Raw genomic sequence first — 21,990 nt, 5'->3', positions numbered from 1 at the left:
CCCTGCGGCCGCATACCCGTCGGCGCTTCGAGCGACCCGTCGGCGTCAGGTCGCCTGCAGGGTCAGCGGACGTCCCGGATCCGACGACAGCGGCACGTTGTGGCGTTGCAGCAACCATGACGCGATGTTGTGGAAGAGCGGCGCCGCCGAGGACCCCGGCGTACCGTCCGCCGCGCGGTGCGGGGCGTCCATCATGATGCCGATGACATAGCGGGGATCGTCCGCTGGCGCGATGCCGGCGAACGTGATCCAGTAGACGTCGTCGTAGTAGCAACCGCACGCGGGGTTGATCTGCTGTGCCGTACCGGTTTTGCCGGCGATCTGGTAGCCCTCGACGGCGGCCTGCGGGCCGGTGCCCTGCTGGGCGCCCATCGGATCGCGCTGCACGATGCCGCGGAACATGTCGCGGACCGTGCGCGCGGTCTCGGGCTTGACCACCTGGACGCCCTCGGGGCGGGGCTCCTCGGTTCGCGTGCCGTCGGCCGCGATGGTCGCCTTGATGATCCGCGGCGGTATGCGCACCCCGTCGTTGGCGATCGTCTGGTACATCGCGGCCATCTGCAGCAACGTCATCGAAAGACCTTGCCCGATCGGCAGGTTGGAGAACGAGCTGCCCGACCACTGGTCGATCGGCGGGAGCAGGCCCGAACTCTCGCCCGGCAGGCCGACACCGGTACGCTGGCCGAGCCCGAACCGGCGGAGCATGTCGTAGAACCGCTCGGGTCCGATCCGCTGGGCCAGCATCAGCGTGCCGACGTTGGAGGATTTTCCGAAGACGCCGGTGGTCGTGAACGGCATGACGCCGTGGCTCCAGGCGTCGCGCACGGTGACGCCGCCCATGTCGATCGAGCCGGGCACCTGCAGCACCTCGTCGGGATTGGACAGCCCATACTCGATCGCCGCGGCGGCCGTGACGATCTTGTTCACCGAACCCGGCTCGAACGGCGATGACACCGGCAGATTGCCCATCTGCCGGTTCTCCTGGCGACCGATGTCCTGGCTCGGGTCGAACGTGTTGTCGTTCGACATCGCCAGCACCTCACTGGTTTTCGCGTCGAGCACGACCGCCGAGACGTTCTTGGCGCCGGACGCGTCCTTGGCCAGCTGCACCTGCTGCTGGACGTAGTACTGAATGTCGTCGTCGAGGGTGAGCTGCACCGTGGAGCCGTTGACCGCGTCGTGCCGGTTGCGGTAGCTGCCCGGGATCACCACGCCGTCGGAGCCGCGGTCGTAGGTCACCGAGCCATCGGAACCGGCCAGCACCGCGTCCATCGAGTCTTCGAGGCCGAGCAGTCCGTGCCCGTCCCAGTCGATCCCGCCGACGATGTTGGCGGCCAGCGAACCGCCCGGGTACTGCCGCAGATCCTGCCGCTCCGTGCCGACTTCGGGAAACTTCTCGGTGATCGCGTCGGCGATCGCCGGATCGACCGCGCGTGCCAGGTACACGAAAGTCTCGTTGCTCCTGAGCTTCTTCTCGACCGTCTTGGCGTCCGGCTTGTTGTTCAACCGCGTGGCAACGTCTTTGGCGATGTCGGTGAGCCTGCGGTCCGGGTCGGGCGCCTCCGGGGACTTGGCCTTGGCCTCGGCGAGCTGCTTGCGGACCCGAACCGGCTGGAACGTCAGCGCACGCGCCTCGATCGTGAACGCGAGCTTGTCGTCGTTGCGGTCGACGATGCTGCCACGCATCGCGGGATCGACGTCGGTGACCTTGAGCTGGCTGGCCGCCTCGGCGCGCAGCCCGGCCGCCCTCGGCACCTGCAGCGTGAACAGCTGAGCGGCCGCGATCAGCAGCACCGCGAACATGACCACGTTTCCGGTCCGGTGCCGGAAGACGAAAGACGAGCTCTCCAAACCTGTTTCGGTAGCCGCGACGCGCGTGCGCCGCATCCGGGCCGACCGTCCCTGGCCGGCGGGATCCTTCTTCCGCGACCGGGGCGGATTCTGCTCGGACCGGCGCGTCATGCTGCGGGCGGGGTTGCCGGGGTGAATTGCTCGACGGCGGGCGCTGGGCCGGGAGCAATCGGCACACCCGGGGTGGGCACGTGCACGGCACCCGGTGCCTGCGCCGTCTCCGGTACCGGTGGCGCGGCGGGCACGGGCGGCGCCTCGGGCGGCGCCGGGAGCGCCTGCGCGGCAGGCACATCCAAGGGTGCGGCCAACGGCACCGGGCCGGGCGCAGGCGGTTGCGCCCCCGGCACCCCGTGCGGCATCTCGGCGGGCGGCACCGCGGGCAAAGCTCCCGCGGGCTGGCCGGTCTGCGGCACCCGCACCGTCAGCTCACGCGGATCGACGACTCGAGGCGCGGCGGGCGCGGGCGGAGGTGGCGGCGCCTCCTCGGGCAGCGGTGTGTTCAGCGGCGGCGGCGGCACCCCCTCGGCCGGCTTGGGTGTGCCGACCACGGTCCAGTTGCCCGCCGGATCCTGTACCAGGTGCGCGGTGTCGCGCGACGGGATCATGCCGAGGTTGCGCGCGGCCTCGGCCAGCGCCGGGGCGGCCTGCGCCTCGAGCACATCGCGCTCGAGGGCCTCCTTCTGCTGCAACAGACCCTCGTTGGTCTGCCGGGCGTGGCCCAACTGGTAGGAGCGTTCGGCCGATCCGGTCGACAGCCACAGCGTGATGCCGAGGCCGACGCCCAGCGCCGCGATCACCAACACGACGAACGGGACACGGGCGATCAGCTCCCGCGGGTTGAGCTCGACGGAGGCGAGCCGGACCAGCAGCCGTTCCCGCAATGGCGGACGGACAACCTTGGGCGCCTTGGCTTTACGTGCCTTTGCCCGAGCCTTCGCCTGACTGGCGCTCTTCGGCCGCACCGGCCCGCTTCTGGGCCGCGGGATCGGCCCGGTCTGAGGCGCCGACCGCAACGGCCGCTGTTCACGGCTGGGCCTGCGCTTGCGCGGCGGCGCGTCGGCATTGCGCCGCTGGGCACCTCGCGCCGGCTGGCGCACGCGCCTGCGGTCGGCCTCGCGCGCTGATTCCGGTCGCTTCACCTTCATGAGTTGCCCCTTCCCCCAACCTTTTCGAGTGCTCGTAGGCGCACCGGGGCGCTCCGTGGATTGCGTTCGATCTCCTGTTCATCGGCCCGCTCGGCCCCGCGGGTCAGGGCCACGAACTCGGGTTCATGACCCGGGAGTTCGATGGGCAGGCCCGGCGGCGTCCGCGACGCGGTGACCGTGCTGAACGCCTGCTTGACGATGCGGTCCTCGAGCGACTGGTAGGCCATGACGACGATTCGGCCGCCGGGCTGCAGAGCGCCCAGCGCCGCCGGGATCGCGATGCGCAGTGAATCCAGCTCCCCGTTGACCGCGATGCGCAACGCCTGGAAGGTGCGCTTGGCGGGGTGTCCCCCGGTCCGCCGGGCCGGTGCCGGAATGGCTTCATAGAGCAGCTCGACGAGTTCGCCGGTCGTCGTGAACGGCTGGGAGGCTCGGCGCCGGACGATCTTGTCGGCGATGCGGCCCGCGAATCGTTCCTCGCCGAAGTCGCGCAGCACCCTGGCGAGCGACTTGGCGTCATAGGTGTTGACGATCTCCGCGGCCGTCAGCGGGGCATCGGGATCCATCCGCATGTCCAACGGCGCATCGGTGGCATAGGAGAACCCCCGCTGCGCCTGGTCGAGTTGCATCGACGAAACGCCCAAGTCGAACAACACGCCGTCGATGCGAGGCACGCCCGAATCGGCAAGGGCCGAGGCGATTCCGTCGTAACGCGTGCGCACGAGCGTCACCCGGTCGCCGAACGGGGCGAGCCGGGCGCCGGCGATGGCCAGCGCATTGGGATCACGGTCGAGGCCGATCAGGCGCAGGCCCGGAAAGTCGGTGAGGAAACGTTCGGAATGACCGCCGGCGCCCAGGGTCGCGTCGACGAGGACCGCGTCGGTGCCGTCGGCGTGCCTGCGGGTCAGTGCCGGTGCCAACAGTTCGACACAGCGTTCCAGGAGAACCGGGATATGCCCGTGTTCCTGGGGATCTGGGGAGTCGTGAACCACTCCAACACCTCCGCTAGGGACAGCCCCTGCAGCGTGGTCTCTGTCCGAATCAATGGACCTGGCGTTGGGGAAGTACGCCAGGGCCGATTCGGGCAGAGGCCGCGTTGCACGGGCTAGGTCCGGGGCTCCCGCCGGGTGGCGGGCCGTATCAGCCTCATCAGATGATGTCGCGCAGAGTTTCATCAGTGGCCGCGGAGAAGTTTTCTTCGTGGGTCTGCTGGTACTCCTGCCAGGCTTGGGCGTCCCAGATCTCCAGATAGTCGACCGACCCGATCACCACGCAGTCCTTGGACAGGTTCGCGTAGCGCCGATGGTCCGCCGACAGGGTGATCCGGCCCTGCGCGTCGGGGTGCTGCTCATCGGTTGCCGCGGCCAGGCTGCGCAGGAACGCACGGGCCTCCGGATTGCTCCGGGACGCCTGCGATGCACGCCTGGCCAACTTCTCGAACTCGTCGCGCGGGTAGACGGCAAGGCTGTGATCTTGGCTCTTGGTGACCATCAACCCTCCTGCCAGCGCGTCGCGGAACTTGGCGGGCAGCGTGAGCCGCCCCTTGTCATCGAGCTTGGGCGTGTAGGTACCCAGAAACATCTGGCCACCTCCCGCCACCCGGTTCGGATCCCGGGTCGCTTCGCCTTCGCCGAGCGGGGCTCCGGTTTCCCCGCTGGCCGCCACTTTACCCCACGATCCCCCACTTTGCTCCATTTGATGCCACCACTTCGGGATTTCGCCCCACAATCGCCCCCCGACGGGACCTCAGCCGACGATTTCTGGCCGCCCGTTCAGCCGTCGGCGCGGAAAAACCGCAGGTCAACACCGAGGCGGCCCTGGTGGGGCGGAGTGGGGGGCGCGAAGTGGGGCGAAGCCGAACCGTTACGCACACCGGCGTGCCGGGAGTGCGCTGGGCGCTGTTACGGCGTGTCGCGAAACGGGGGCTGCGCACAAAAACCTGGGCATAAAAAAAGGGGTAGCCCTCGTGGGCTACCCCTGGGACCGCTCGAGCGGTCTACTCGTCGAACCGACGGCGGAAGCGGTCTTCCATGCGGTTGGTGAACGAACCGCCGCCACGCTGGCGCCGCTGACGTGGCGTCGCGCCCGGTGCGGCGGACCGATCACGCCCGGCGACCCGCGGGCCGGTGATCGCGAACACCACGCCGCCGAACATCACGATGAAACCGATGACAGACAGGATCGGGAACCCGCCGATCATCGTGGCCTTGACGGCGACGCCCACCACGAGCATCGCCAAGCCCACGATGAACAGCAGCGCGCCCTGCAACCTGCGGCGCGCCGACGGCGCGCGTAGAGTCCCACCCCGGACGCTCGAAGCGAACTTGGGGTCCTCGGCATAGAGCGCGCTCTCGATCTGGTCGAGCATGCGCTGCTCATGATCGGAGAGTGGCATTCGTCCCTCCTTGCCGACGCCGCCGTCGCCTCGTCAAAGTCGTGTGTACACCCGCACTTACGGGCACCTAACAGTAATGATACGAGGTCGATCCGAGCCGTACCACCTTGTTCGCACTCGATTGTAGGCCTTCGGCGTTGGTGGGATGGAGCGCCTCACCGCCGGATAATGACTCCGATAATGAGTTCGCAAGGGCTTCGACCGGACAGCAGGCGCATGGGGAAGGCAACAGAATTGGCGGCGTATCTCATCGATCTGTCGCCGGACGATATGCAGCGCCGGCTCCCCGACGCGCTGCGCGTCTACGTCGATGCCATGCGCTACCCCCGCGGCACCGAGGAGCAGCGGGCCGCGCTGTGGCTCGAACACACCCGCCGAAGCGGCTGGAAAGCCGTGGCCGCCATCGACATCGCCAGCCCGAACAACGCTCCCACCAGCGCGGACTTGGCTACTGCGCCGCTACTGGGCGTGGCGTACGGCTACTGCGGGGCACCTGACCAATGGTGGCAACAACAGGTCGTCGCCGGCCTGCGCCGCGTCGGCGCGAGCCCGGCGCGCATCACCGAACTCATGACCAGCTACTTCGAACTCACCGAGTTGCACATCGATCCACGCGCCCAGGGCCACGGCCTCGGCGAGGCGCTGGCCCGACGACTCCTTGCCGGCCGTGGTGAATCTCACGTCCTGTTGTCGACCCCGGAGATCAACGGCGAGGCCAATCGCGCCTGGAAGCTGTACCGACGCCTCGGCTTCACCGACGTGATCCGCGGCTACCACTTCGCGGGCGACCCGCGGGCGTTCGCGATCCTCGGGCGCAGCCTGCCCCTGTAACTCCGGGTCGAATATCGGCGGCCCGATCTGGCACGATGACTCGCGTGCGCGTCCGACGACCCAGCCATCGCAGCCGCCGCAGGCTGCTGGCGCTGGTGATGTTGCTACTGCTTCTGCCGACGGCGGTCGGGTGCGTACGCGTCCGGGCATCCATCACGGTGTCGCCCGACGATCGCGTGTCCGGTCAGATCATCGCCGCCGCCAAGCCGCGCGACGCCGACGACAAGGGCCCCCAGCTACTCAACAACCTGCCGTTCGCCACGAAGGTCGCGGTCTCCGAGTACAGCCGCGACGACTACGTCGGCTCGCAGGCGGTGTTCTCCGACCTCACGTTCGCCGAACTGCCGCAGCTCGCCGGCATGAACCGGGACGCCGCGGGTGTCGACATCTCGCTGCGGCGCGCGGGCGATCTGGTGATCCTGGAGGGCCGCGTCGATCTCACCTCGATGAACGACCCGGAAGCCGACGTGCTGCTGACGGTGTCCTTCCCCGGCGAAGTGACCTCGACCAACGGCGACCAGGTCAGTTCCTCGATCGTCGAGTGGAAGCTGCGGCCGGGCGTGGTCAGCACCATGAACGCCCAGGCGCGCTACACCGATCCGAGCGCCCGGTCCTTCACCACAGCGGCCATCTGGCTCATCGTCGGCGCGATGTTGGTCGCCGGGGTCGTCGGCTGGCTGGCCTGGGCCAGCCGCGACCGCTCCCCCAAACCGGGCGATCCGGTCAGCACCACCGACTGACCCCGCACGCCCGCGGCGGCGCGTAGGCATCTCGCTTGCTACAAAACCGGCGGCACGCTTTACGCTGAATGCACTCGGGGGCCATCGGAGCACACAGAGAAAGGGGCGGGCGCTGAGCGTGGAAGCAGCGGCACCGTCAGCCGTCGAGTTGGCCAGCGCCGTCACCGACCAGTTGCGCGAGTATCTGCACGAGCGTCGACGTGACTGCGCGTACATCGGATCGGATTACGCAGAGCTGACCGCGGCTCTTGAGGAGTTCGTGTTACGCGGCGGCAAGCGGCTCCGCCCGGCCTTCGCCTACTGGGGCTGGCGGGCCGTCGTCGAACCGCCCGACGCCCCCGCCGATCCCGGCGTGCTGCGACTGTTCGCCGCCCTGGAATTGCTCCAGGCGTGCGCCCTGGTGCACGACGACGTCATCGACGACTCAGCCACCCGCCGTGGCTTTCCCACGGTCCATCGCCTGTTCACCGAGCAGCACACCGGCCGTACGTGGCGCGGCTCGGCCAAACAGTTCGGCCTGTCGGCGGCGATCCTGGCCGGCGACCTCGCCCTGGCGTGGGCCGACGACGTCGTCGCCGGCGCCGATCTACCCGTCGACGCACACCGGCGCGTCCAGCAGGTGTGGCGTGACATCCGCACCGAGGTGCTCGGCGGCCAGTACCTCGACATCGTCGCCGAATCCAGTGGCGCGGAGTCGGTGGCATCGGCGATGAACGTCAACACCTACAAGACCGCGTCCTACACCGTCGCGCGGCCACTGCAACTCGGGGCCGCGGCCGCCGCCGACCGCCCGGACGTGCAGGAGATCTTCCACCGGATCGGCAACGACCTCGGGGTCGCCTTCCAGCTGCGCGACGATGTGCTCGGGGTGTTCGGCGATCCAGCCGTCACGGGTAAGCCGTCCGGCGACGACCTGCGCTCGGGCAAACGCACAGTGCTGCTGGCCGAGGCCCTCGAGCTGGCCGACAAGTCCGATCCCGCGGCAGCCAAGTTGCTGCGCACCTCGGTCGGCACCGAGTTGTCCGACGCACAGGTCGGCGAACTGTGCCGGGCCATCGAATCGGTCGGCGCCCTCGCCGCCGTCGAGGAGCACATCGAGCTGCTCACGAGCCGCGCGCTCGACATACTCGAGGCCGCCCCCGTCCATGCCAGGGCGAAGGCCGGCCTGTCCGAGCTCGCCCGATGGGCCGCCAACCGGTCGGTATAGGGGTATGACTCCGCGCCCATGACGCCCACCGGAATCCAGACCCCGAACAGCGGGCTGGCACAGCATGTCTCGCGCTTCGGCGCCTTCGCCGTCTCCGCCGAGGCGCGCCCGGCCCGACTCGGATGCCTTGGCGCGGCATTACTGACGATCGGCGGTCTCGGCGCGGGAAGCACCCGATTGCACGATCCGCTGCTGGAATCGCTGCACCTGTCCTGGCTGCGGTTCGGTCACGGCCTCGTGCTGTCGTCGATACTGCTGTGGACCGGTGTCGCGCTCATGCTGATCGCGTGGTTGTGGTTGGGGCGCCGCGTGATCGACCGCACCGCCACCGAGTACACGATGGTGGCCACGACCGGCTTCTGGCTTGCACCGCTGTTGCTGAGTGTTCCGCTGTTCAGCCGCGACACCTATTCCTATCTGGCGCAGGGCGCACTGCTGCGCGACGGCTTCGACCCCTACGTCGTGGGCCCGGTCGAGAACCCGAATTCATTGCTCGACAACGTGAGTCCGATCTGGACGACGACGACTGCGCCCTACGGTCCGGCGTTCATCCTCGTCGCCAAGTTCGTCACGATCCTCGTCGGCAACGATGTCGTTGCCGGAACCATGCTGTTGCGTCTGTGCATGCTGCCCGGTCTGGTGCTGCTGATCTGGGCGACGCAACGCGTGGCACGTCACATCGGCGCGAGCGGGGCCGCGGCACTGTGGGTCTGCGTGCTCAACCCGCTCGTGATCATTCACCTGATGGGCGGCGTCCACAACGAGATGCTGATGGTCGGCCTGATGATGGCCGGTATCGCGTTGACGTTCGAACGGCACCCGGTGTGGGGTATCGGCCTGATCGCCGTGGCGGTCGCCGTGAAAGCGACCGCAGGCCTTGCCCTTCCGTTCATGGTGTGGGCGTGGATGCATCAGCTTCGCGATCGCCGCGACCTCCCGGCCGTCCGCGCATTCGCCCTGGCGACCGCGGCCTCCATCGTGATCTTCGCCGCGGTGTTCGCGGTGATGTCGTTGCTGGCCGGCGTCGGGTTGGGCTGGCTGTCGGCGCTCGCGGCCGGCAATGTCAAGATCATCAACTGGCTGACCGTGCCGACGGCTGTCGCAAACTTGATCAACGTGTTCGGCGGCCTGGTGCTGCCGGTCAACTTCTATGCGGTGCTCGGCGTGACCCGGATCGTCGGGATCGCGATCATCGCGGTCTCACTTCCGTTGCTGTGGTGGCGTTTCCGCCATTCGGACCGCGACCTGCTGACCGGTATCGCGCTGGCGATGCTGGTTGTGGTGTTGTTCGTGCCCGCCGCGCTGCCGTGGTACTACACGTGGCCGCTCGCGGTGGCGGCCGCGCTGATCCAGACCCGTCCGGCGATCGCCGCGATCGCGGCCGCGTCGACCTGGATCATGGTGATGTGGAAACCCGACGGCGCACACGGCATGTACTCGTGGGCGCACGTGCTGCTGACCACGGCATGCGCTGCGGTCGCGTGGTATTCGCTCTCCAGGGCGCCGGAGCCGGCGCCGGAGCCGGAACCTAGTAAGCCATAGCCTGGGCCCGGCGCACGACCTCGCGAGCCTGGTGTGAGTGCAGCGCGTCGACGGGCCTGGCATTGTCCTGGCGGTCGGTGCTGCCGTCCCTCGTGATCGTCAGCGACGGGTCGGGGGTGAAGAGCCAGCGCACGATCTCGGTGTTGCCGTAGCCACCGTCGTGTAAGACGACGAGCAGCCCGGGCAGGGCCTTGACGACGTGCCCGGTGTCGTCGAAGAAGATCTTCGGCACCACCACCGCGCCACCGCGGCGCACGGCAACCAGATGGCTCTCGCGCAGCTGTTGGTGCACTTTGGTGACCGGGATGCCGAGCAACCCGGCGACCTCGGCTAGGTCATAGACGGCCTCATCGGGATCCAAAACGTCATCCGCGGCCGGAACACTGCTCACCGCACTGATTCTAGGGGGCCGCGGCCGACTCGTAACATGTGTTCGGTGGAGCAGCAATCGGATCCACTCGTCGGCACCGTCCTGGATGGGCGCTACCGCGTGGACACGCCAATCGCCACCGGCGGGATGTCGACGGTCTACCGCGGGCTCGATACGCGGCTCGACCGTCCCGTCGCCCTGAAGGTGATGGATTCGCGCTACTCCGGTGACGAGCACTTCCTGACCAGGTTCCAGCGCGAGGCCCGCGCCGTGGCCCGGCTCAAGGCCCCCGGCCTGGTCTCGGTGTACGACCAGGGCATCGATCGCCAGCACCCGTTTCTGGTCATGGAACTGATCGAGGGCGGCACCCTTCGTGAACTGCTGACCGAACGCGGACCCATGCCCCCGCACGCGGTCGCCGCGGTCCTGGAGCCGGTCCTCGGCGGGCTGGCGGTCGCGCACCGGGCGGGCCTGGTCCATCGCGACATCAAACCCGAGAACGTGCTGATCTCCGACGACGGCGACGTGAAGATCGCCGATTTCGGGCTGGTCCGCGCGGTCGCCGAAGCCAAGATCACCTCGACCAGTGTGATATTGGGAACCGCGGCCTACCTGTCGCCCGAACAGGTCGCCACCGGCGATGCCGATCCCCGCAGCGATGTCTACGCGGTCGGCATCCTGACCTACGAACTGCTGACCGGCACCACACCGTTCACCGGTGATTCCGCCCTTGCGGTGGCCTACCAGCGGATGGACAACGACGTGCCGGCACCCAGCACCGTAATCGCCGGGGTACCAAGGCAATTCGACGATCTGGTGCGTCGCGCGACCAACCGGGACCCAGCCGGACGCCATGCCGACGCCGACGCCATGGGCGCCGAGCTCGACACCATCGTCGCCGACCTCGGCCTGCCGGCCTTCCGCGTTCCGGCACCGCGGAATTCGGCACAGCACCTGGCCGCGACCCGGTTCCACAGCCGCCAGGACGCGACCACCGACGTCACCGCACCGCCGCGCCCGGCGCCGCCCCGACAGGCCACCCGCGAGATCACCCGCGACCAGCACGACTGGGCCCCGATCCCGGCCGAACCCGACGACACCGACGAATACCCGGGCGTGGCAAGCCAATTCGCCGGGATCGAGATGAGCGAGTTCTACTGGGCGCAGCAACGTGCCAAACGCGCGCTGCTGTTCTGGGTGGTGGCCGTCCTGACGCTGACCGGGCTGGCCGCGGCCGCCGCGTGGACGCTCGGCAGCAACATCAGCACCCTGATCTAGGACGCCGTCAGTCGCGCAGCATCTCGGCGACCAGGAACGCCAGCTCGAGACTCTGCTGGGTGTTCAGCCGCGGGTCGCATGCCGTCTCGTAGCGGCCCGACAGGTCCGAATCCGAGATGTCTTGTGCGCCACCGAGACATTCGGTGACGTTCTCGCCGGTGATCTCGACGTGGATACCGCCCGGGTGGCTGCCCAGGGCGTGATGCACCTCGAAGAAGCCCTGCACCTCGTCGACGATGCGGTCGAAGTGGCGGGTCTTGTAACCCGTGGACGACTCATGGGTGTTGCCGTGCATCGGGTCGCACTGCCAGATCACCTGATGGCCGGTGGCCTGGACCTTCTCGATGATCGGCGGCAGCAGATCGCGCACCTTGTTGTTGCCCATCCGGGTGACGAGCGTGAGCCGGCCCGGCTCGTTGTGCGGGTCGAGGCGTTCGACGTACTCGACCGCGAGTTCGGGTGTCGTGGTCGGGCCGAGCTTGACGCCGATCGGGTTGGCGATGACTTCGGCGAACGCGACGTGGGCGCCGTCGAGCTGGCGCGTGCGCTCACCGATCCACAGATAGTGCGCGGACTGGTCATAGAGCTTGGGCTGCTCACCGTCGACACCGTCGGCCAGCCGCAGCATGGCGCGCTCGTAGTCGAGCACGAGCGCCTCATGGCTCGCGAAGATCTCCGCGGTCTGCAGGTTGCGGTCGGCCACGCCGCAAGCCGACATGAAGCTCAGGCCGCGGTCGATCTCACCGGCGAGCGCCTCGTAGCGGGCCCCGGCGGGCGAGGTGCGGACGAACTCGCGGTTCCAGTCGTGCACGAGGTGCAGCGATGCCAAACCCGAAGACGTCAGCGCGCGCACCAGATTCATGGCGGCGCTGGCGTTGGCGTAGGCCCGCACGAGCCGCGACGGGTCGTGCGCACGGACGGCGGCGTCGGGAGCGAAGCCGTTGATCATGTCGCCGCGGTAGGACTTCAGCCCGAGCGCGTCGACATCGGCCGACCGCGGCTTGGCGTACTGTCCGGCAATGCGGGCGACCTTGACCACCGGCATGCTCGCGCCGTAGGTCAGCACGACCGCCATCTGCAGCAGGGTGCGGATGTTGGCCCGGATGTGCGGCTCGGTGTTGTCGACGAACGTCTCGGCGCAGTCGCCGCCCTGCAACAGGAACGCCTTGCCCTGCGCGACGTCGGCGAGCAGCCCCTTGAGCTTCTGGATCTCCGAGGGCACCGTGACCGGCGGCACGCTCTCCAGGACCGTGCGCATGGCCTTGGCCGCGTCCGCGTCCCAGCTGGGCTGCTGGGCGGCCGGCTTGGCCAGCGCCGAGTCCAGCCGTTGCCTGAGCTCGTCGGTCAGCGGCGGCAGCGGCGGCAGCTGGTCGATGGGGATGTCGACGGTCCAGTTCACCCGTTCATGGTAGCCGCCGGTCAACGCCTGTTCTCAGGCCTGTGCGGTGCCCCGGTCCGACGCGAGCGCAGCGCCCGTCATCAGCTGGAACCGGTGCAGATTGTGCTTCGCGTCGACGAGCGCGTCATGCGCGTCGCGGGGACGCGGGGGCATCCGCGGCGACCCGCGCTCTTCCCAGAACTGGCGCAGCTCGCGCGTGAACCGCGGGATCGCCGGGGGTAGATCGGTCATCGGACCCCACAGCTGACACAGCACCACGTGGTCGTAAGCCCCGACCCAGGCCCACAGCTCGATCGGCTCGTCGCCGTCGATGTCGAAGAAGTCCTCGAGCTCGGTCCGGATCTGGCGGCGCGAACGCCACAACTGCGACGAGGGCGACGGCAGCTTGGGCAGCACGTGCTTGCGCACCCACCGGCCCGCCCGGTCCGGGTTGAACTCGGTCGAGATCGCGTAGTACTCGCGGCCGTCCTCGGCGGCGACGCCGATCGAGATCAGCTCGATCGTGCGGCCGTCGTCGATGAACTCGGTGTCGTAGAAGTACCGCATCAGGCGCTCCGCCCCACGGCAGGCGCAGGCGCGGCGTGGATTTCCTTGTCGAGCTGCTCGTCGACCGTGGCGTCGTCGGGAAACTTCGGCATGCCGGTGATCGCGTCCTGCAGCCACAACTTCGCCTGGACGACCGGGCGGCGCAGCCAGCGTTCCCGTTCCAGCGCCCGGTGCATCTTGCGGGGCCGGCTCGTATATCGCCAGCGGGCCCACGGCGCATGCGGCCGCGACAGCCGGATCGCCCCGACGAACAGCAACGGGGTTATGAACATGCCCACCAATCCAGTCCACACCTTGCCTTTGAGCAGCACCACCACCGCGAGCAGCAGCGTCAGTACCGCGATGATGATCACGGTGGCACGAGCGGCCAACGTGTGGTCCTCGCGCCAGATACCGATATCAAAGAATGACAGCGGGTTGAATCCGAGGATCAACAGCCCGGCGACGGCCACCGCGGCGAAGACCGCATCCACCGAGGTGCGGCCGTCCTCGGCCCAGTACACGTCGGACAGATGCAGGATCAACGCGAATTCGTCGAGCACGAGCGCGGCACCGACGCCGAAGAAGGTCGCCGCCACCGTGAACTCCGCCACCCCGCCGTTTACCGCGAGCGTCACCATGGTTACCCCGGAGACCATCACCAGCACGACACCGATCACCACATGGTGAATGTGCAGTGAGCCGTGACCGATGTTGCGCGGCTGCCACCACTTGGGCGGCCGGTCGCTGTCGGCGTGTCGACGGATGTAGCGCACCACCGTGCGGGTGACGAAGAAGGTGAGGATGAAGGCCAGCAGGCAGCACATCAACGGCAGGCGATCGCGGGTGATGAAATCGAGGCTGACGGTCGCGTGCACGCTGAAAACTTACGCCGACCTGCGCGCGTCGGGGCCGGGGATGCGGCTGGACGCGGTGGCCACCGATAGTCTGTTGAGAACATGAGTAAGCGGCAGTCGCCCGGTGGGGCTGGTTGGGCTGGTTGGGCACCCTCCATCGCGTGGCGGATATTTCAGCTGCTGACACTCGCGGCGCTCGTCTGGGTCGGTTGGCGTCTGCTCGGCCGCGTGCCCTACCGCATCGACATCGACGTGTACCGGATGGGCGGGCAGGCCTGGTTGGACGGCCGGCCGCTCTACGCCGACGGGGCCATCTTCCACACGCAGGGCGGGTTGGACCTCCCGTTCACCTATCCCCCGCTCGCCGCCATCGCGTTCGCGCCGTTCGCCTGGCTTTCGCTGCCGGTCGCGAGCTCGGCGATCACCGTCACGACGCTGGTGTTGCTGATCGTCTCGACGGTCATCGTGCTGACGCGCCTGGACGTCTGGCCGCACACCTCGATCACCGCCGAGCCCGCGTGGATGCGCCGGTGCTGGCTGGCCGCGGCGGTCGTCGCGCCCGCGGTGATCTACCTGGAGCCGATCCGGTCGAACTTCGAGTTCGGCCAGATCAATGTCGTGCTGATGACGCTCGTGATCGCCGACTGCGTCCCCCGGCGCACGCCGTGGCCCCGCGGTCTGCTGCTCGGCTTGGCGATCGCACTGAAACTGACCCCGGCGGTCTTCCTGCTGTACTTCCTGCTGCGCCGCGACGTGCACACCCTGCTGCGGACGGCGGCGTCGGCCGTCATCGCGACGCTGGCCGGGTTCGTGCTGGCGTGGCGGGATTCGCTGGAGTACTGGACCGAGACGGTGCGCAACACCGACCGTATCGGGACCGCGACGCTCAACACCAACCAGAACATCGCCGGAGCCCTCGCACGGCTCGGCCTCGGCGAGGGCCCGCGCTTCGCGCTGTGGGTGGTGGCGTGTTTCGCGGTGCTGGCGCTGACGGTGTGGGCCGCCAGGCGGGCACTGCGCAGCACGGCGGACGAGTCGTCGGTGCTCGCGCTGATCTGCGTGGCGATGTTCGGCCTGGTCGTGTCGCCGGTGTCGTGGTCGCACCACTGGGTGTGGACGCTGCCCACGCTGCTGGTGGCCGGCATCCTGGCCTACCGCCATCGCAACGCACTGCTGGCCGCCGTGACCGCGGCCGGCGTCGCGCTGATGGTCTGGACACCCATCACGCTCATGCCCGAGCACCGCGAGACCACGGCATCGCTGTGGCGCCAACTGGCGGGCGGTTCCTACGTGTGGTGGGCGCTCGCGACGATCATGGCGATCGGCTTCGCGTCGACGTCGCAGGCCAGGGACCGAGCCGCGATCGCGGCCGAGCCGCTGGTCCGGAATTAGCCCGCGGCCGTCTGGGGCATCCTCGACGCGGGCTTCGCTTCGGCCTTCTCGGCGTTCTCCTTGACGTCGGCCGCGTACAGGTCGACGTACTCCTGCTCGGAGAGCCGCATCAGCTCGTACATCACCTCGTCGATGACGGCGCGTTCGATGAACCGGTTGCCTGCCAGTCCGTCGAACCGGCTGAAGTCCATCGGCTTGCCGAACCTGACCTCGACCCGTCCGAACCGCCACATCTTGCTGCCGGGCGGATTCACGACATCGGTTCCGATCATGGCGACCGGAATGACCGGAACGCCGGTCTGCAGCGCGAGCCGCGCGAGGCCCGTCTTGCCCTTGTACAACCGGCCGTCCGGTGAACGCGTGCCCTCGGGGTACATGCCCAGCAACTTGCCCTCGCTGAGAATCCGCTCGGCCGTCGTCAGCGCACTCTGCGCGGAATCGGCGTCGGTGCGGTCGATCGGCACTTGACCGGCCACGGTGTAGAACCAGCGCGTGAACCAGCCTTTGATCCCCGTCCCGGTGAAGTACTCGGCCTTGGCCAGGAACGTGATCCGGCGGCTCACCACGAGCGGCAGGTAGAAGCTGTCTGCGACGGCCAGGTGATTACTGGCCAGGATCACCGCACCCGAGGCCGGAACATGCTCCAGGCCAGTCACTTTCGGCCGACCGAGCAAGGACAGCAAAGGTCCCATGAAGATGAACTTGAAAAGCCAATACCACATGGACCCTCCACCTTGGGCGCACCGGACGATGCTCTGGCCCAACTTTACCCAGGCGTTGTAGTGGCTACCACAGGACGCCCGCGCGGGCCGGTGGCCTCACTCCTGCACGGTGACGGGGATGTGCTGGTAGCGGCCCGGTCCGGCCGGCGGCGGCGAGTCGTCGGGCGGCGGCGGGGAATCCGGTCCGCCGTCGGGACCCGGGGTGCCCCCGGTGCCGTCGGTGTCGTCGAGTACCGCGCGGATCACCGCGAGCAGAGCGACGCTGTGCTCGGCGATCACACCGAGAAGCGGATGGTGTTCGCCGTTGATCACCGCCGCCAGCGCGCACACCGGGCACCACACCTGCTGGCACTTACCGGGACCGCCTGCGGCAGTGGCCGCGGCCCGCGCGGCGGCCACGCGCACCGCGGGATCCAGCTTGTCGAGAATGGACTGGGCGAGCTGGCGCAGCTCGGGGCCGAGGTCGGGATGAGACCCAATCATGCCGGCCACACCTCCGGATTAGGACGGAAACGCACCGTCAACTCGCTGCCCCGTAACTGCGCGTCCGTCACGATGCATCGCCGAAGAACGGACGCCAACCGGACCCGGCGCCGCATACCGCCGACACCGATGATCAAGTCGTCATCGACCCGGCCCAACGTCAGTCCGGCGGAGTCGACCTGGGGCAACTCTAGCCGCAATCGATACACCGCATCGAGACCGGATCCCGATTCCCGATCCACCACCGGCCGCAGCGGCCGGGGCGGCGGGGACCCGTCGCGCCTGCGGGCACAGTCCAGCAGCTCGCCGAGCGCCTTGGGACCGATCGGCTCACCGGCCAGATGCGGTACCAGCACCAGCCCGACATCGCCGATCGTGGCGTCTAGCTCGTCGAGCACCGCCTGCTGTTCGGATATCCGCTCGGTGTACCAGTCGAACGCCGGATGCGCGGGCAGGTTCGAATACTCGAACGAATCATCCTGCACGAGAATCTGATTGACGATGAGCTCGGCCACTTCGACCCCCATGAGCGCCAACGAGCCCAAGGTCCGCGCCGCCTCGGCCGCCACCACCCGTTCAGCCGTCAGCACCAGGTGCGCGGTGACGCGCGATCCGTCGGTGAGCAACGCCGAGAGTTCGCGGATACCGGCATCGGTGCGCTCGAGCAGCGCCACGATCCCGGCCGTCGCAGCGTCCGCGGTGCCCGAGAGCCTCCGGTGTCGCGGCCAGGCCCGCTCGAGATACAGGCCGAACGTGTCGGGCAGGGTCAGCATGCGCAGTGCATCGGCCGTCGACGCACAGTCCACCACGACGTGATCCCAGCGCCCAGAGCCGGCCAGCTCACCCACCTCGTGCAGGCCGAGCACTTCCTGTATCCCCGGCAAGGCCGAAAGTTCTTCTGGGGCAACATCTCCCAGATCTGACTCCGGGAATCGCGCCGAGAGCGTGGCAGCGATCTCGGCCCAGCGCGACTCAAGCAGCGCGAGCGTGTCGAGAGCGAGCGCGTCGAGCGATCCACCGGTGTCGGCGAATCCGGACTCCATGTCGGTCAGCACCCGGGTCGGTGACCGCTGCCCCGTCGGCGCGAGGCTGATGCCCAGCACGTCTCCGGTCGAATGCGCCTGATCGGTCGACACGATGAGCACACGCGACCCCGCCCGCGCGGCGCGCACGGCGGTCGCGGTGGCCAGCGTGGACTTGCCTACCCCGCCCTTACCGACGAAGAGGCTGATCCGGGCTGGCTCTGCACCCTGGGCAGGCGACGGCGAATCACTCAGCCTCTACTCGTTTCTTGAGGTCTTTCAGTGCGGTGTCGGTGAGCCGCCGTTCGGCCTTCCGCTTGAGCAGGCCGATCATCGGGATGATCAGGTCCACCGACAGCTCGTAGGTGACGTCCGTACCGGATCCCTTGGGCTTCAACCGGTATGCCCCCTGCAAGGACCGCAGTAGCGAGCTCGACACCAGCGACCACGTCACCGACGTGCGGTCGGCCGGCCAGTCGTAGGCCAGCACCATGGTGTCCTTGAGCACCGCCGCGTCGAGCACGAGCCTGGCGGTTTTCGGATAGCCCTCGTCGTCGGTCTCGAGAACCTCGGTCTCCTTGTATTCGGCGACCCAATCCGGATAGGAACCGATGTCGGCGATGACGTCCATCACCGTCGACGGATCGGCATCGATGTAGATGGTCTGCGCCGTCTTGTCCGCCACCTGCACGCCCTTCTCCCCCGTTGCGCGGAGGTACACGACCTACCTAGGGCCTCCGCGAAGAAATCTACTCTCCCGCGCCGCCCCGGACCCCCCGGAACCTGTCCTCAGGCCAGCCGGGAAACACCGATCGGACGCGACGCCTCCAGCCGCTGCTTGATCTCGAACGCCATCGCCTTCCCGGCGACCCGGCGACGGTGATTCATCTTCGCCAGGTCCATGCGCGCCAGCTGCCAGGCCGTTGCCCCGGACGGCTCGGCATGCAGGAAGTAATGGAGGATCACCCCGTCGAGCATCTGCTCGAGCCAGATCTCCATCGTCCCGGTGAGCGCACCGGTGACCGTCCAGCGTTGGCCTTTCTCGGCCCGGTCCTCGACGACGGCCAGCCCGAGATCCGGCCACCACCGGCGCCAACTGGCAGGGTCCGCCACGGCCTCGCCCACCGCCACCGGATCAGCGGCGACGAAGGTTTCGTCGGCGATCTGAATGCTGTTCATCGCCGAATAGCTTCACACATGCGCCGTCGGCGGCCCAGCCCGGCCGACTAGGCTGACCGGCACAGTCGCTACACAAGCCTGGAGGGCAAGATCGTGCGTGAGTACAGTGCCGAATACAGCGTGCAGCCATCCTTCACCGTCGGCGAGCACGACAACATCGTCGGTTCCGTATTCACCCACGAGGCCGACGACCCTGATCATGTCATCTTCCGCCGCCTGGTCGATGGCGCCTGGACCGATGTGACCTGCGCCGAGGCCGCCGGTCAGATCCGTTCGGTAGCACTGGGTCTGATCGCCGACGGCGTGCAACCCGGTGACCGGGTCGCGATCCTGTCGGCCACCCGTTACGAATGGCCGATCATCGATTTCGCGATCCTGTCGGTGGGCGCGGTGACCGTGCCGATCTACGAGACCTCGTCGGCCGAGCAGGTGCGGTTCGTCCTGGAGAACTCGGGCGCGGCGGTCGTGTTCGCCGAGACCGACGCACACGCCGACAAGGTCGAGCAGCTCAAAGGCGACCTGCCCGGTCTGCGCACGGTCCTCACGATCGACGGCTCGGCCACCCCCGCGCTGCAAGCCCTGGCCGAGGCCGGCAAGTCCGTCGACCCCGCCGAACTCGACAAGCGGCTGGCCGGCATCCGGTCGGCGGATCCGGCCACCCTCATCTACACCTCGGGCACCACGGGCCAGCCCAAGGGCTGCCAGCTGACCCATTCGAACCTGCTCTACGAGATCCGCGGCGCCAAGGAGTGCTTCCCGACCCAACTGGCCAAGGGCGAACGCATGCTGGTGTTCCTGCCGCTGGCCCACGTCCTGGCCAGGGCCATCACCATCGCGGCCTTCGCCAACAAGGTCACGCTCGGCTTCACCAGCGACATCAAGAATCTGGTGCCGATGTTCGCGGTGTTCAAGCCGACGCTCGTCGTCTCGGTCCCGCGCGTGTTCGAGAAGGTGTACAACACCGCCGAACAGAACGCCCGCAACGACGGCAAGGGCAAGATCTTCGAGATCGCGGCCGAAACCGCGATCGAGTGGAGTAAAGCTCAGGACACCGGAGGCCCGGGCCTGGTGCTCAAGCTCAAGCACGCAGTGTTCGACCGGCTGGTGTACGGCAAGCTGCGGGCCGCGCTCGGCGGCGAGTGCCATGCCGCCATCTCGGGTGGCGCACCGCTGGGCGAACGGCTCGGCCACTTCTACCGCGGTGTCGGCCTGTCCATCTACGAGGGCTACGGCTTGACCGAGACCAGTGCCGCGATCACCGTCAACCGGGTCGGCGAGCTCAAGGTCGGTTCGGTCGGCAAGCTCGTGCCCGGCAACAGCATGCGCATCGCCGACGACGGTGAGCTGCTGGTCAAGGGCGGCGTGGTGTTCAACGGCTACTGGAAGAACCAGGCCGAGACCGACGCGGTGATCTCCGACGGCTGGTTCCACACCGGCGACCTCGGCGCGATCGACGACGACGGCTTCCTCACCATCGTCGGCCGTAAGAAGGAGATCATCGTGACCGCGGGCGGCAAGAACGTCGCCCCCGCGCTGCTCGAGGACCGGCTGCGCGCGCATCCGTTGATCAGCCAGGCCATGGCCGTCGGCGACAAGCAGCCGTTCATCGCCGCCCTCATCACGATCGATCCGGAAGCCTTCCCGGGCTGGAAGGAGCGCAACGGCAAGAGCGCGAGCGCGACGGTCGCCGAGCTCGCCGAGGATCCCGACCTGACCGCCGAGATCGACCTGGCGGTCAAGGAGGCCAACCAGGCGGTGTCGCATGCCGAGGCCATCCGCAAGTTCCGGATCCTGCCGGTCGACTTCACCGAGGACACCGGCGAGTTGACGCCGACACTCAAGGTCAAGCGCAAGGTCGTGGCCGAGAAGTTCGCCACCGACATCGCCGCGCTGTACGGCTAGCTAGCCGCTCAACAGTTCGGCGAGGCGGGCACCTTTGGCCCGCCACTGCCAGTTGTCGACGGTCCAGTGCCGGCCGGCGACCCCCATCGCGGCCGCGCGGCCGGGATCGGCGAGCAGGTCGCCGACCGCGGTCGCGATCGCACCGACATCGGTGCCGTCGACGACCGTGCCCGTCTGCCCGTCGAGCACGGTCTCCGGCGCCCCGCCCGAGGTGCCCGCGACCACCGGCACCCCGCAGGCCGAGGCCTCCAGGTACACGATGCCCAGACCTTCGACATCCAGTCCCGCCCCGCGGGTCCGGCACGGCATCGCGAACACGTCGGCCATCGCGTGATGGGCGGGGAGCTCCGCCGCCGGTACTCCCCCGGTGAAGATCACGTGGTCGGCCACGTCGTGGTCTTCGGCCAACCGCCGCAAGGTCTCCAAGTACGGCCCGCCGCCGACGATGACCAACGCGGTGTCGCGAATTCGCCGCCGGATCGCGGGCAACGCGCGGATCAGCATGTCCTGGCCCTTGCGCGGCACGAGCCGCGACAGGCACACCACCACGGGACGGTCGCCGAGCCCGTAACGCTCCCGCAGTTGCGCGCGGGCCACGGGATCGGGCTGGAACCGGTCGGTGTCGACGCCGGGCGCGAGATGTTCGAGCGCCGCGTTCGGGCCGAACGCCGAGGCGAACCGGCCGCGCGTGTAGCGGCTGACGAACGTGACGACGTCGGCGTCCTCGCCGATGCGGCGCAGCGCGTTGCGCGCCACCGGCAGCATCGACCAGCCCACCTCGTGCCCGTGCGTGCTGGCCACGACGCGGCCCGCGCCGGCCCGACGCGCCAACGGACCGAGCAGAGCCAGGGGCGCGGCTGCCCCGAACCAGACGGTTTCGATGTCGTGCTCACGGATCAGCCGGGTCATGCGGATCGCCACGGACGGCTCGGGCACCATGAGGGTCGTGGGATGGCGCACGATCCGGTAGCCCGCCCGCTCAGCTTCCGCGTCGTAGTCGGCGCACCCCTTCCACTTCGGGGCGTACACCGTGAGCTGGTGCGAACAGTTTCGCGTCAGCTCCCCGACGAACGCCTCCAGGTACGACTGAATGCCGCCGCGACGCGGTGGAAAGTCGTTGGTGACCAACAGAACCCGCGTCATCGCGCCA

Annotated in this window: 22 protein-coding genes; 7 read left to right on the top strand and 15 right to left on the bottom strand. The window is 68.4% G+C overall.

Annotated elements, in window-relative coordinates:
* Positions 1-45 precede the first annotated feature (45 nt).
* The 5 genes from ACOI2T_RS14070 to ACOI2T_RS14050 form a co-directional block, all read right to left on the bottom strand.
* A complete protein-coding gene (locus ACOI2T_RS14070; protein WP_067855480.1) occupies positions 46-1,962 on the bottom strand; it encodes a peptidoglycan D,D-transpeptidase FtsI family protein in 1,917 nt (638 codons plus the stop codon).
* Entirely contained in the window at positions 1,959-2,996 is a 1,038-nt protein-coding gene (gene ftsL, locus ACOI2T_RS14065) for a cell division protein FtsL (protein ID WP_409501651.1), read from the bottom strand. Before ftsL ends, ACOI2T_RS14070 begins: the two co-directional genes overlap by 4 nt.
* The gene (gene rsmH / locus ACOI2T_RS14060) at positions 2,993-4,171 is read right to left on the bottom strand and encodes a 16S rRNA (cytosine(1402)-N(4))-methyltransferase RsmH (protein ID WP_409501650.1); all 1,179 of its coding nucleotides are present in this window, start codon (positions 4,169-4,171) and stop codon (positions 2,993-2,995) included. The genes ftsL and rsmH overlap by 4 nt, the downstream gene beginning before the upstream one ends.
* Positions 4,146-4,577 carry a division/cell wall cluster transcriptional repressor MraZ gene (gene mraZ / locus ACOI2T_RS14055; RefSeq protein WP_067855592.1) on the bottom strand — a complete coding sequence of 144 codons (432 nt, stop codon included), beginning with the start codon at positions 4,575-4,577 and terminating at the stop codon, positions 4,146-4,148. Before mraZ ends, rsmH begins: the two co-directional genes overlap by 26 nt.
* Before the next feature lie 415 nt (positions 4,578-4,992).
* Positions 4,993-5,391, bottom strand: a complete 399-nt coding sequence (locus ACOI2T_RS14050) for an SCO2097 family morphological protein (protein ID WP_067855471.1) — start codon at positions 5,389-5,391, stop codon at positions 4,993-4,995.
* 234 nt (positions 5,392-5,625) lie between these two features.
* Here ACOI2T_RS14050 and ACOI2T_RS14045 point away from each other — a divergent pair, with 234 nt between their 5' ends.
* The 4 genes from ACOI2T_RS14045 to ACOI2T_RS14030 all read left to right on the top strand — a co-directional run bounded on the left by ACOI2T_RS14045 (position 5,626) and on the right by ACOI2T_RS14030 (position 9,711).
* The gene (locus ACOI2T_RS14045; RefSeq protein ID WP_409501911.1) at positions 5,626-6,222 is read left to right on the top strand and encodes a GNAT family N-acetyltransferase; all 597 of its coding nucleotides are present in this window, start codon (positions 5,626-5,628) and stop codon (positions 6,220-6,222) included.
* Positions 6,223-6,257: 35 nt separating this feature from the next.
* Complete coding sequence (locus ACOI2T_RS14040) at positions 6,258-6,962, top strand: LppM family (lipo)protein (RefSeq protein ID WP_409501649.1); 705 nt, start codon at positions 6,258-6,260, stop codon at positions 6,960-6,962.
* A 118-nt stretch (positions 6,963-7,080) separates the two neighbouring features.
* Positions 7,081-8,169: a bifunctional (2E,6E)-farnesyl/geranyl diphosphate synthase gene (idsA2, locus tag ACOI2T_RS14035; RefSeq protein ID WP_409501648.1), complete on the top strand. Its 1,089-nt coding sequence runs from the start codon at positions 7,081-7,083 to the stop codon at positions 8,167-8,169.
* A gap of 18 nt (positions 8,170-8,187) precedes the next feature.
* A complete protein-coding gene (locus ACOI2T_RS14030; protein ID WP_409501647.1) occupies positions 8,188-9,711 on the top strand; it encodes an alpha-(1->6)-mannopyranosyltransferase A in 1,524 nt (507 codons plus the stop codon).
* Here ACOI2T_RS14030 and ACOI2T_RS14025 read toward each other — a convergent pair.
* On the bottom strand, positions 9,698-10,102 hold the full coding sequence (locus ACOI2T_RS14025) for an Rv2175c family DNA-binding protein (protein ID WP_067855457.1): 405 nt from the start codon (positions 10,100-10,102) through the stop codon (positions 9,698-9,700). The two genes, ACOI2T_RS14030 and ACOI2T_RS14025, sit on opposite strands and share 14 nt — an antisense overlap.
* 36 nt (positions 10,103-10,138) lie before the next feature.
* On the opposite strand from ACOI2T_RS14025, the gene ACOI2T_RS14020 reads away from it, so the two are divergent.
* Positions 10,139-11,359 carry a protein kinase domain-containing protein gene (locus ACOI2T_RS14020; RefSeq protein ID WP_409501646.1) on the top strand — a complete coding sequence of 407 codons (1,221 nt, stop codon included), beginning with the start codon at positions 10,139-10,141 and terminating at the stop codon, positions 11,357-11,359.
* 7 nt (positions 11,360-11,366) lie between these two features.
* Here the strand turns inward: ACOI2T_RS14020 and ACOI2T_RS14015 are convergent, their stop codons facing one another.
* The 3 genes from ACOI2T_RS14015 to ACOI2T_RS14005 are packed head-to-tail and all read right to left on the bottom strand — an operon-like array spanning position 11,367 to position 14,161.
* Positions 11,367-12,758 (bottom strand): class II 3-deoxy-7-phosphoheptulonate synthase, encoded by a 1,392-nt coding sequence (locus tag ACOI2T_RS14015; protein ID WP_067855451.1) that lies wholly within the window; start codon positions 12,756-12,758, stop codon positions 11,367-11,369.
* A 33-nt stretch (positions 12,759-12,791) separates the two neighbouring features.
* On the bottom strand, positions 12,792-13,304 hold the full coding sequence (locus ACOI2T_RS14010) for a polyadenylate-specific 3'-exoribonuclease AS (protein WP_085149255.1): 513 nt from the start codon (positions 13,302-13,304) through the stop codon (positions 12,792-12,794).
* Positions 13,304-14,161, bottom strand: a complete 858-nt coding sequence (locus ACOI2T_RS14005; protein WP_409501645.1) for a hypothetical protein — start codon at positions 14,159-14,161, stop codon at positions 13,304-13,306. The genes ACOI2T_RS14010 and ACOI2T_RS14005 overlap by 1 nt, the downstream gene beginning before the upstream one ends.
* A gap of 81 nt (positions 14,162-14,242) precedes the next feature.
* Between ACOI2T_RS14005 and ACOI2T_RS14000 the strand changes: the two genes are divergently transcribed.
* A complete protein-coding gene (locus ACOI2T_RS14000; protein ID WP_409501644.1) occupies positions 14,243-15,532 on the top strand; it encodes a glycosyltransferase 87 family protein in 1,290 nt (429 codons plus the stop codon).
* Here the strand turns inward: ACOI2T_RS14000 and ACOI2T_RS13995 are convergent.
* From ACOI2T_RS13995 to ACOI2T_RS13975, 5 genes are all read right to left on the bottom strand, one after another.
* Complete coding sequence (locus ACOI2T_RS13995; RefSeq protein WP_085149249.1) at positions 15,529-16,254, bottom strand: lysophospholipid acyltransferase family protein; 726 nt, start codon at positions 16,252-16,254, stop codon at positions 15,529-15,531. The genes ACOI2T_RS14000 and ACOI2T_RS13995 overlap by 4 nt on opposite strands.
* Before the next feature lie 96 nt (positions 16,255-16,350).
* Positions 16,351-16,737, bottom strand: coding sequence for a hypothetical protein (locus ACOI2T_RS13990; RefSeq protein ID WP_067855585.1), 387 nt, complete (start codon positions 16,735-16,737; stop codon positions 16,351-16,353).
* The gene (locus ACOI2T_RS13985; RefSeq protein ID WP_409501910.1) at positions 16,734-18,014 is read right to left on the bottom strand and encodes an ArsA family ATPase; all 1,281 of its coding nucleotides are present in this window, start codon (positions 18,012-18,014) and stop codon (positions 16,734-16,736) included. The genes ACOI2T_RS13990 and ACOI2T_RS13985 overlap by 4 nt, the downstream gene beginning before the upstream one ends.
* Positions 18,007-18,444 carry an SRPBCC family protein gene (locus ACOI2T_RS13980; protein WP_067855583.1) on the bottom strand — a complete coding sequence of 146 codons (438 nt, stop codon included), beginning with the start codon at positions 18,442-18,444 and terminating at the stop codon, positions 18,007-18,009. The genes ACOI2T_RS13985 and ACOI2T_RS13980 overlap by 8 nt, the downstream gene beginning before the upstream one ends.
* A 104-nt stretch (positions 18,445-18,548) precedes the next feature.
* Positions 18,549-18,938 carry a polyketide cyclase / dehydrase and lipid transport gene (locus tag ACOI2T_RS13975; protein WP_409501643.1) on the bottom strand — a complete coding sequence of 130 codons (390 nt, stop codon included), beginning with the start codon at positions 18,936-18,938 and terminating at the stop codon, positions 18,549-18,551.
* Between the two features lie 93 nt (positions 18,939-19,031).
* Here ACOI2T_RS13975 and ACOI2T_RS13970 point away from each other — a divergent pair, with 93 nt between their 5' ends.
* Positions 19,032-20,840 (top strand): AMP-dependent synthetase/ligase, encoded by a 1,809-nt coding sequence (locus ACOI2T_RS13970; protein ID WP_409501642.1) that lies wholly within the window; start codon positions 19,032-19,034, stop codon positions 20,838-20,840.
* Here ACOI2T_RS13970 and pimB read toward each other — a convergent pair whose 3' ends face one another.
* Positions 20,841-21,983 (bottom strand): GDP-mannose-dependent alpha-(1-6)-phosphatidylinositol monomannoside mannosyltransferase, encoded by a 1,143-nt coding sequence (gene pimB, locus ACOI2T_RS13965; RefSeq protein WP_409501641.1) that lies wholly within the window; start codon positions 21,981-21,983, stop codon positions 20,841-20,843.
* Between the last annotated feature and the right edge of the window lie 7 nt (positions 21,984-21,990).

Source organism: Mycolicibacterium wolinskyi str. Jessa 2025 (assembly GCF_049241375.1).
Classification (GTDB): Bacteria; Actinomycetota; Actinomycetes; order Mycobacteriales; family Mycobacteriaceae; genus Mycobacterium; species Mycobacterium wolinskyi.
This window is presented reverse-complemented; position numbering and strand designations above follow the sequence as displayed.

Bases quoted from the DNA above. Each gene is read 5' to 3' on its own strand.
- ACOI2T_RS14070 (WP_067855480.1), bottom strand. From the start codon at position 1,962: ATGACGCGCCGGTCCGAGCAGAATCCGCCCCGGTCGCGGAAGAAGGAT.
- ftsL (WP_409501651.1), bottom strand. From the start codon at position 2,996: ATGAAGGTGAAGCGACCGGAATCAGCGCGCGAGGCCGACCGCAGGCGC.
- rsmH (WP_409501650.1), bottom strand. From the start codon at position 4,171: ATGAAACTCTGCGCGACATCATCTGATGAGGCTGATACGGCCCGCCAC.
- mraZ (WP_067855592.1), bottom strand. From the start codon at position 4,577: ATGTTTCTGGGTACCTACACGCCCAAGCTCGATGACAAGGGGCGGCTC.
- ACOI2T_RS14050 (WP_067855471.1), bottom strand. From the start codon at position 5,391: ATGCCACTCTCCGATCATGAGCAGCGCATGCTCGACCAGATCGAGAGC.
- ACOI2T_RS14040 (WP_409501649.1), top strand. From the start codon at position 6,258: ATGACTCGCGTGCGCGTCCGACGACCCAGCCATCGCAGCCGCCGCAGG.
- ACOI2T_RS14030 (WP_409501647.1), top strand. From the start codon at position 8,188: ATGACGCCCACCGGAATCCAGACCCCGAACAGCGGGCTGGCACAGCAT.
- ACOI2T_RS14020 (WP_409501646.1), top strand. From the start codon at position 10,139: ATGTGTTCGGTGGAGCAGCAATCGGATCCACTCGTCGGCACCGTCCTG.
- ACOI2T_RS14010 (WP_085149255.1), bottom strand. From the start codon at position 13,304: ATGCGGTACTTCTACGACACCGAGTTCATCGACGACGGCCGCACGATC.
- ACOI2T_RS14000 (WP_409501644.1), top strand. From the start codon at position 14,243: ATGAGTAAGCGGCAGTCGCCCGGTGGGGCTGGTTGGGCTGGTTGGGCA.
- ACOI2T_RS13995 (WP_085149249.1), bottom strand. From the start codon at position 16,254: ATGTGGTATTGGCTTTTCAAGTTCATCTTCATGGGACCTTTGCTGTCC.
- ACOI2T_RS13990 (WP_067855585.1), bottom strand. From the start codon at position 16,737: ATGATTGGGTCTCATCCCGACCTCGGCCCCGAGCTGCGCCAGCTCGCC.
- ACOI2T_RS13975 (WP_409501643.1), bottom strand. From the start codon at position 18,938: ATGAACAGCATTCAGATCGCCGACGAAACCTTCGTCGCCGCTGATCCG.
- pimB (WP_409501641.1), bottom strand. From the start codon at position 21,983: ATGACGCGGGTTCTGTTGGTCACCAACGACTTTCCACCGCGTCGCGGC.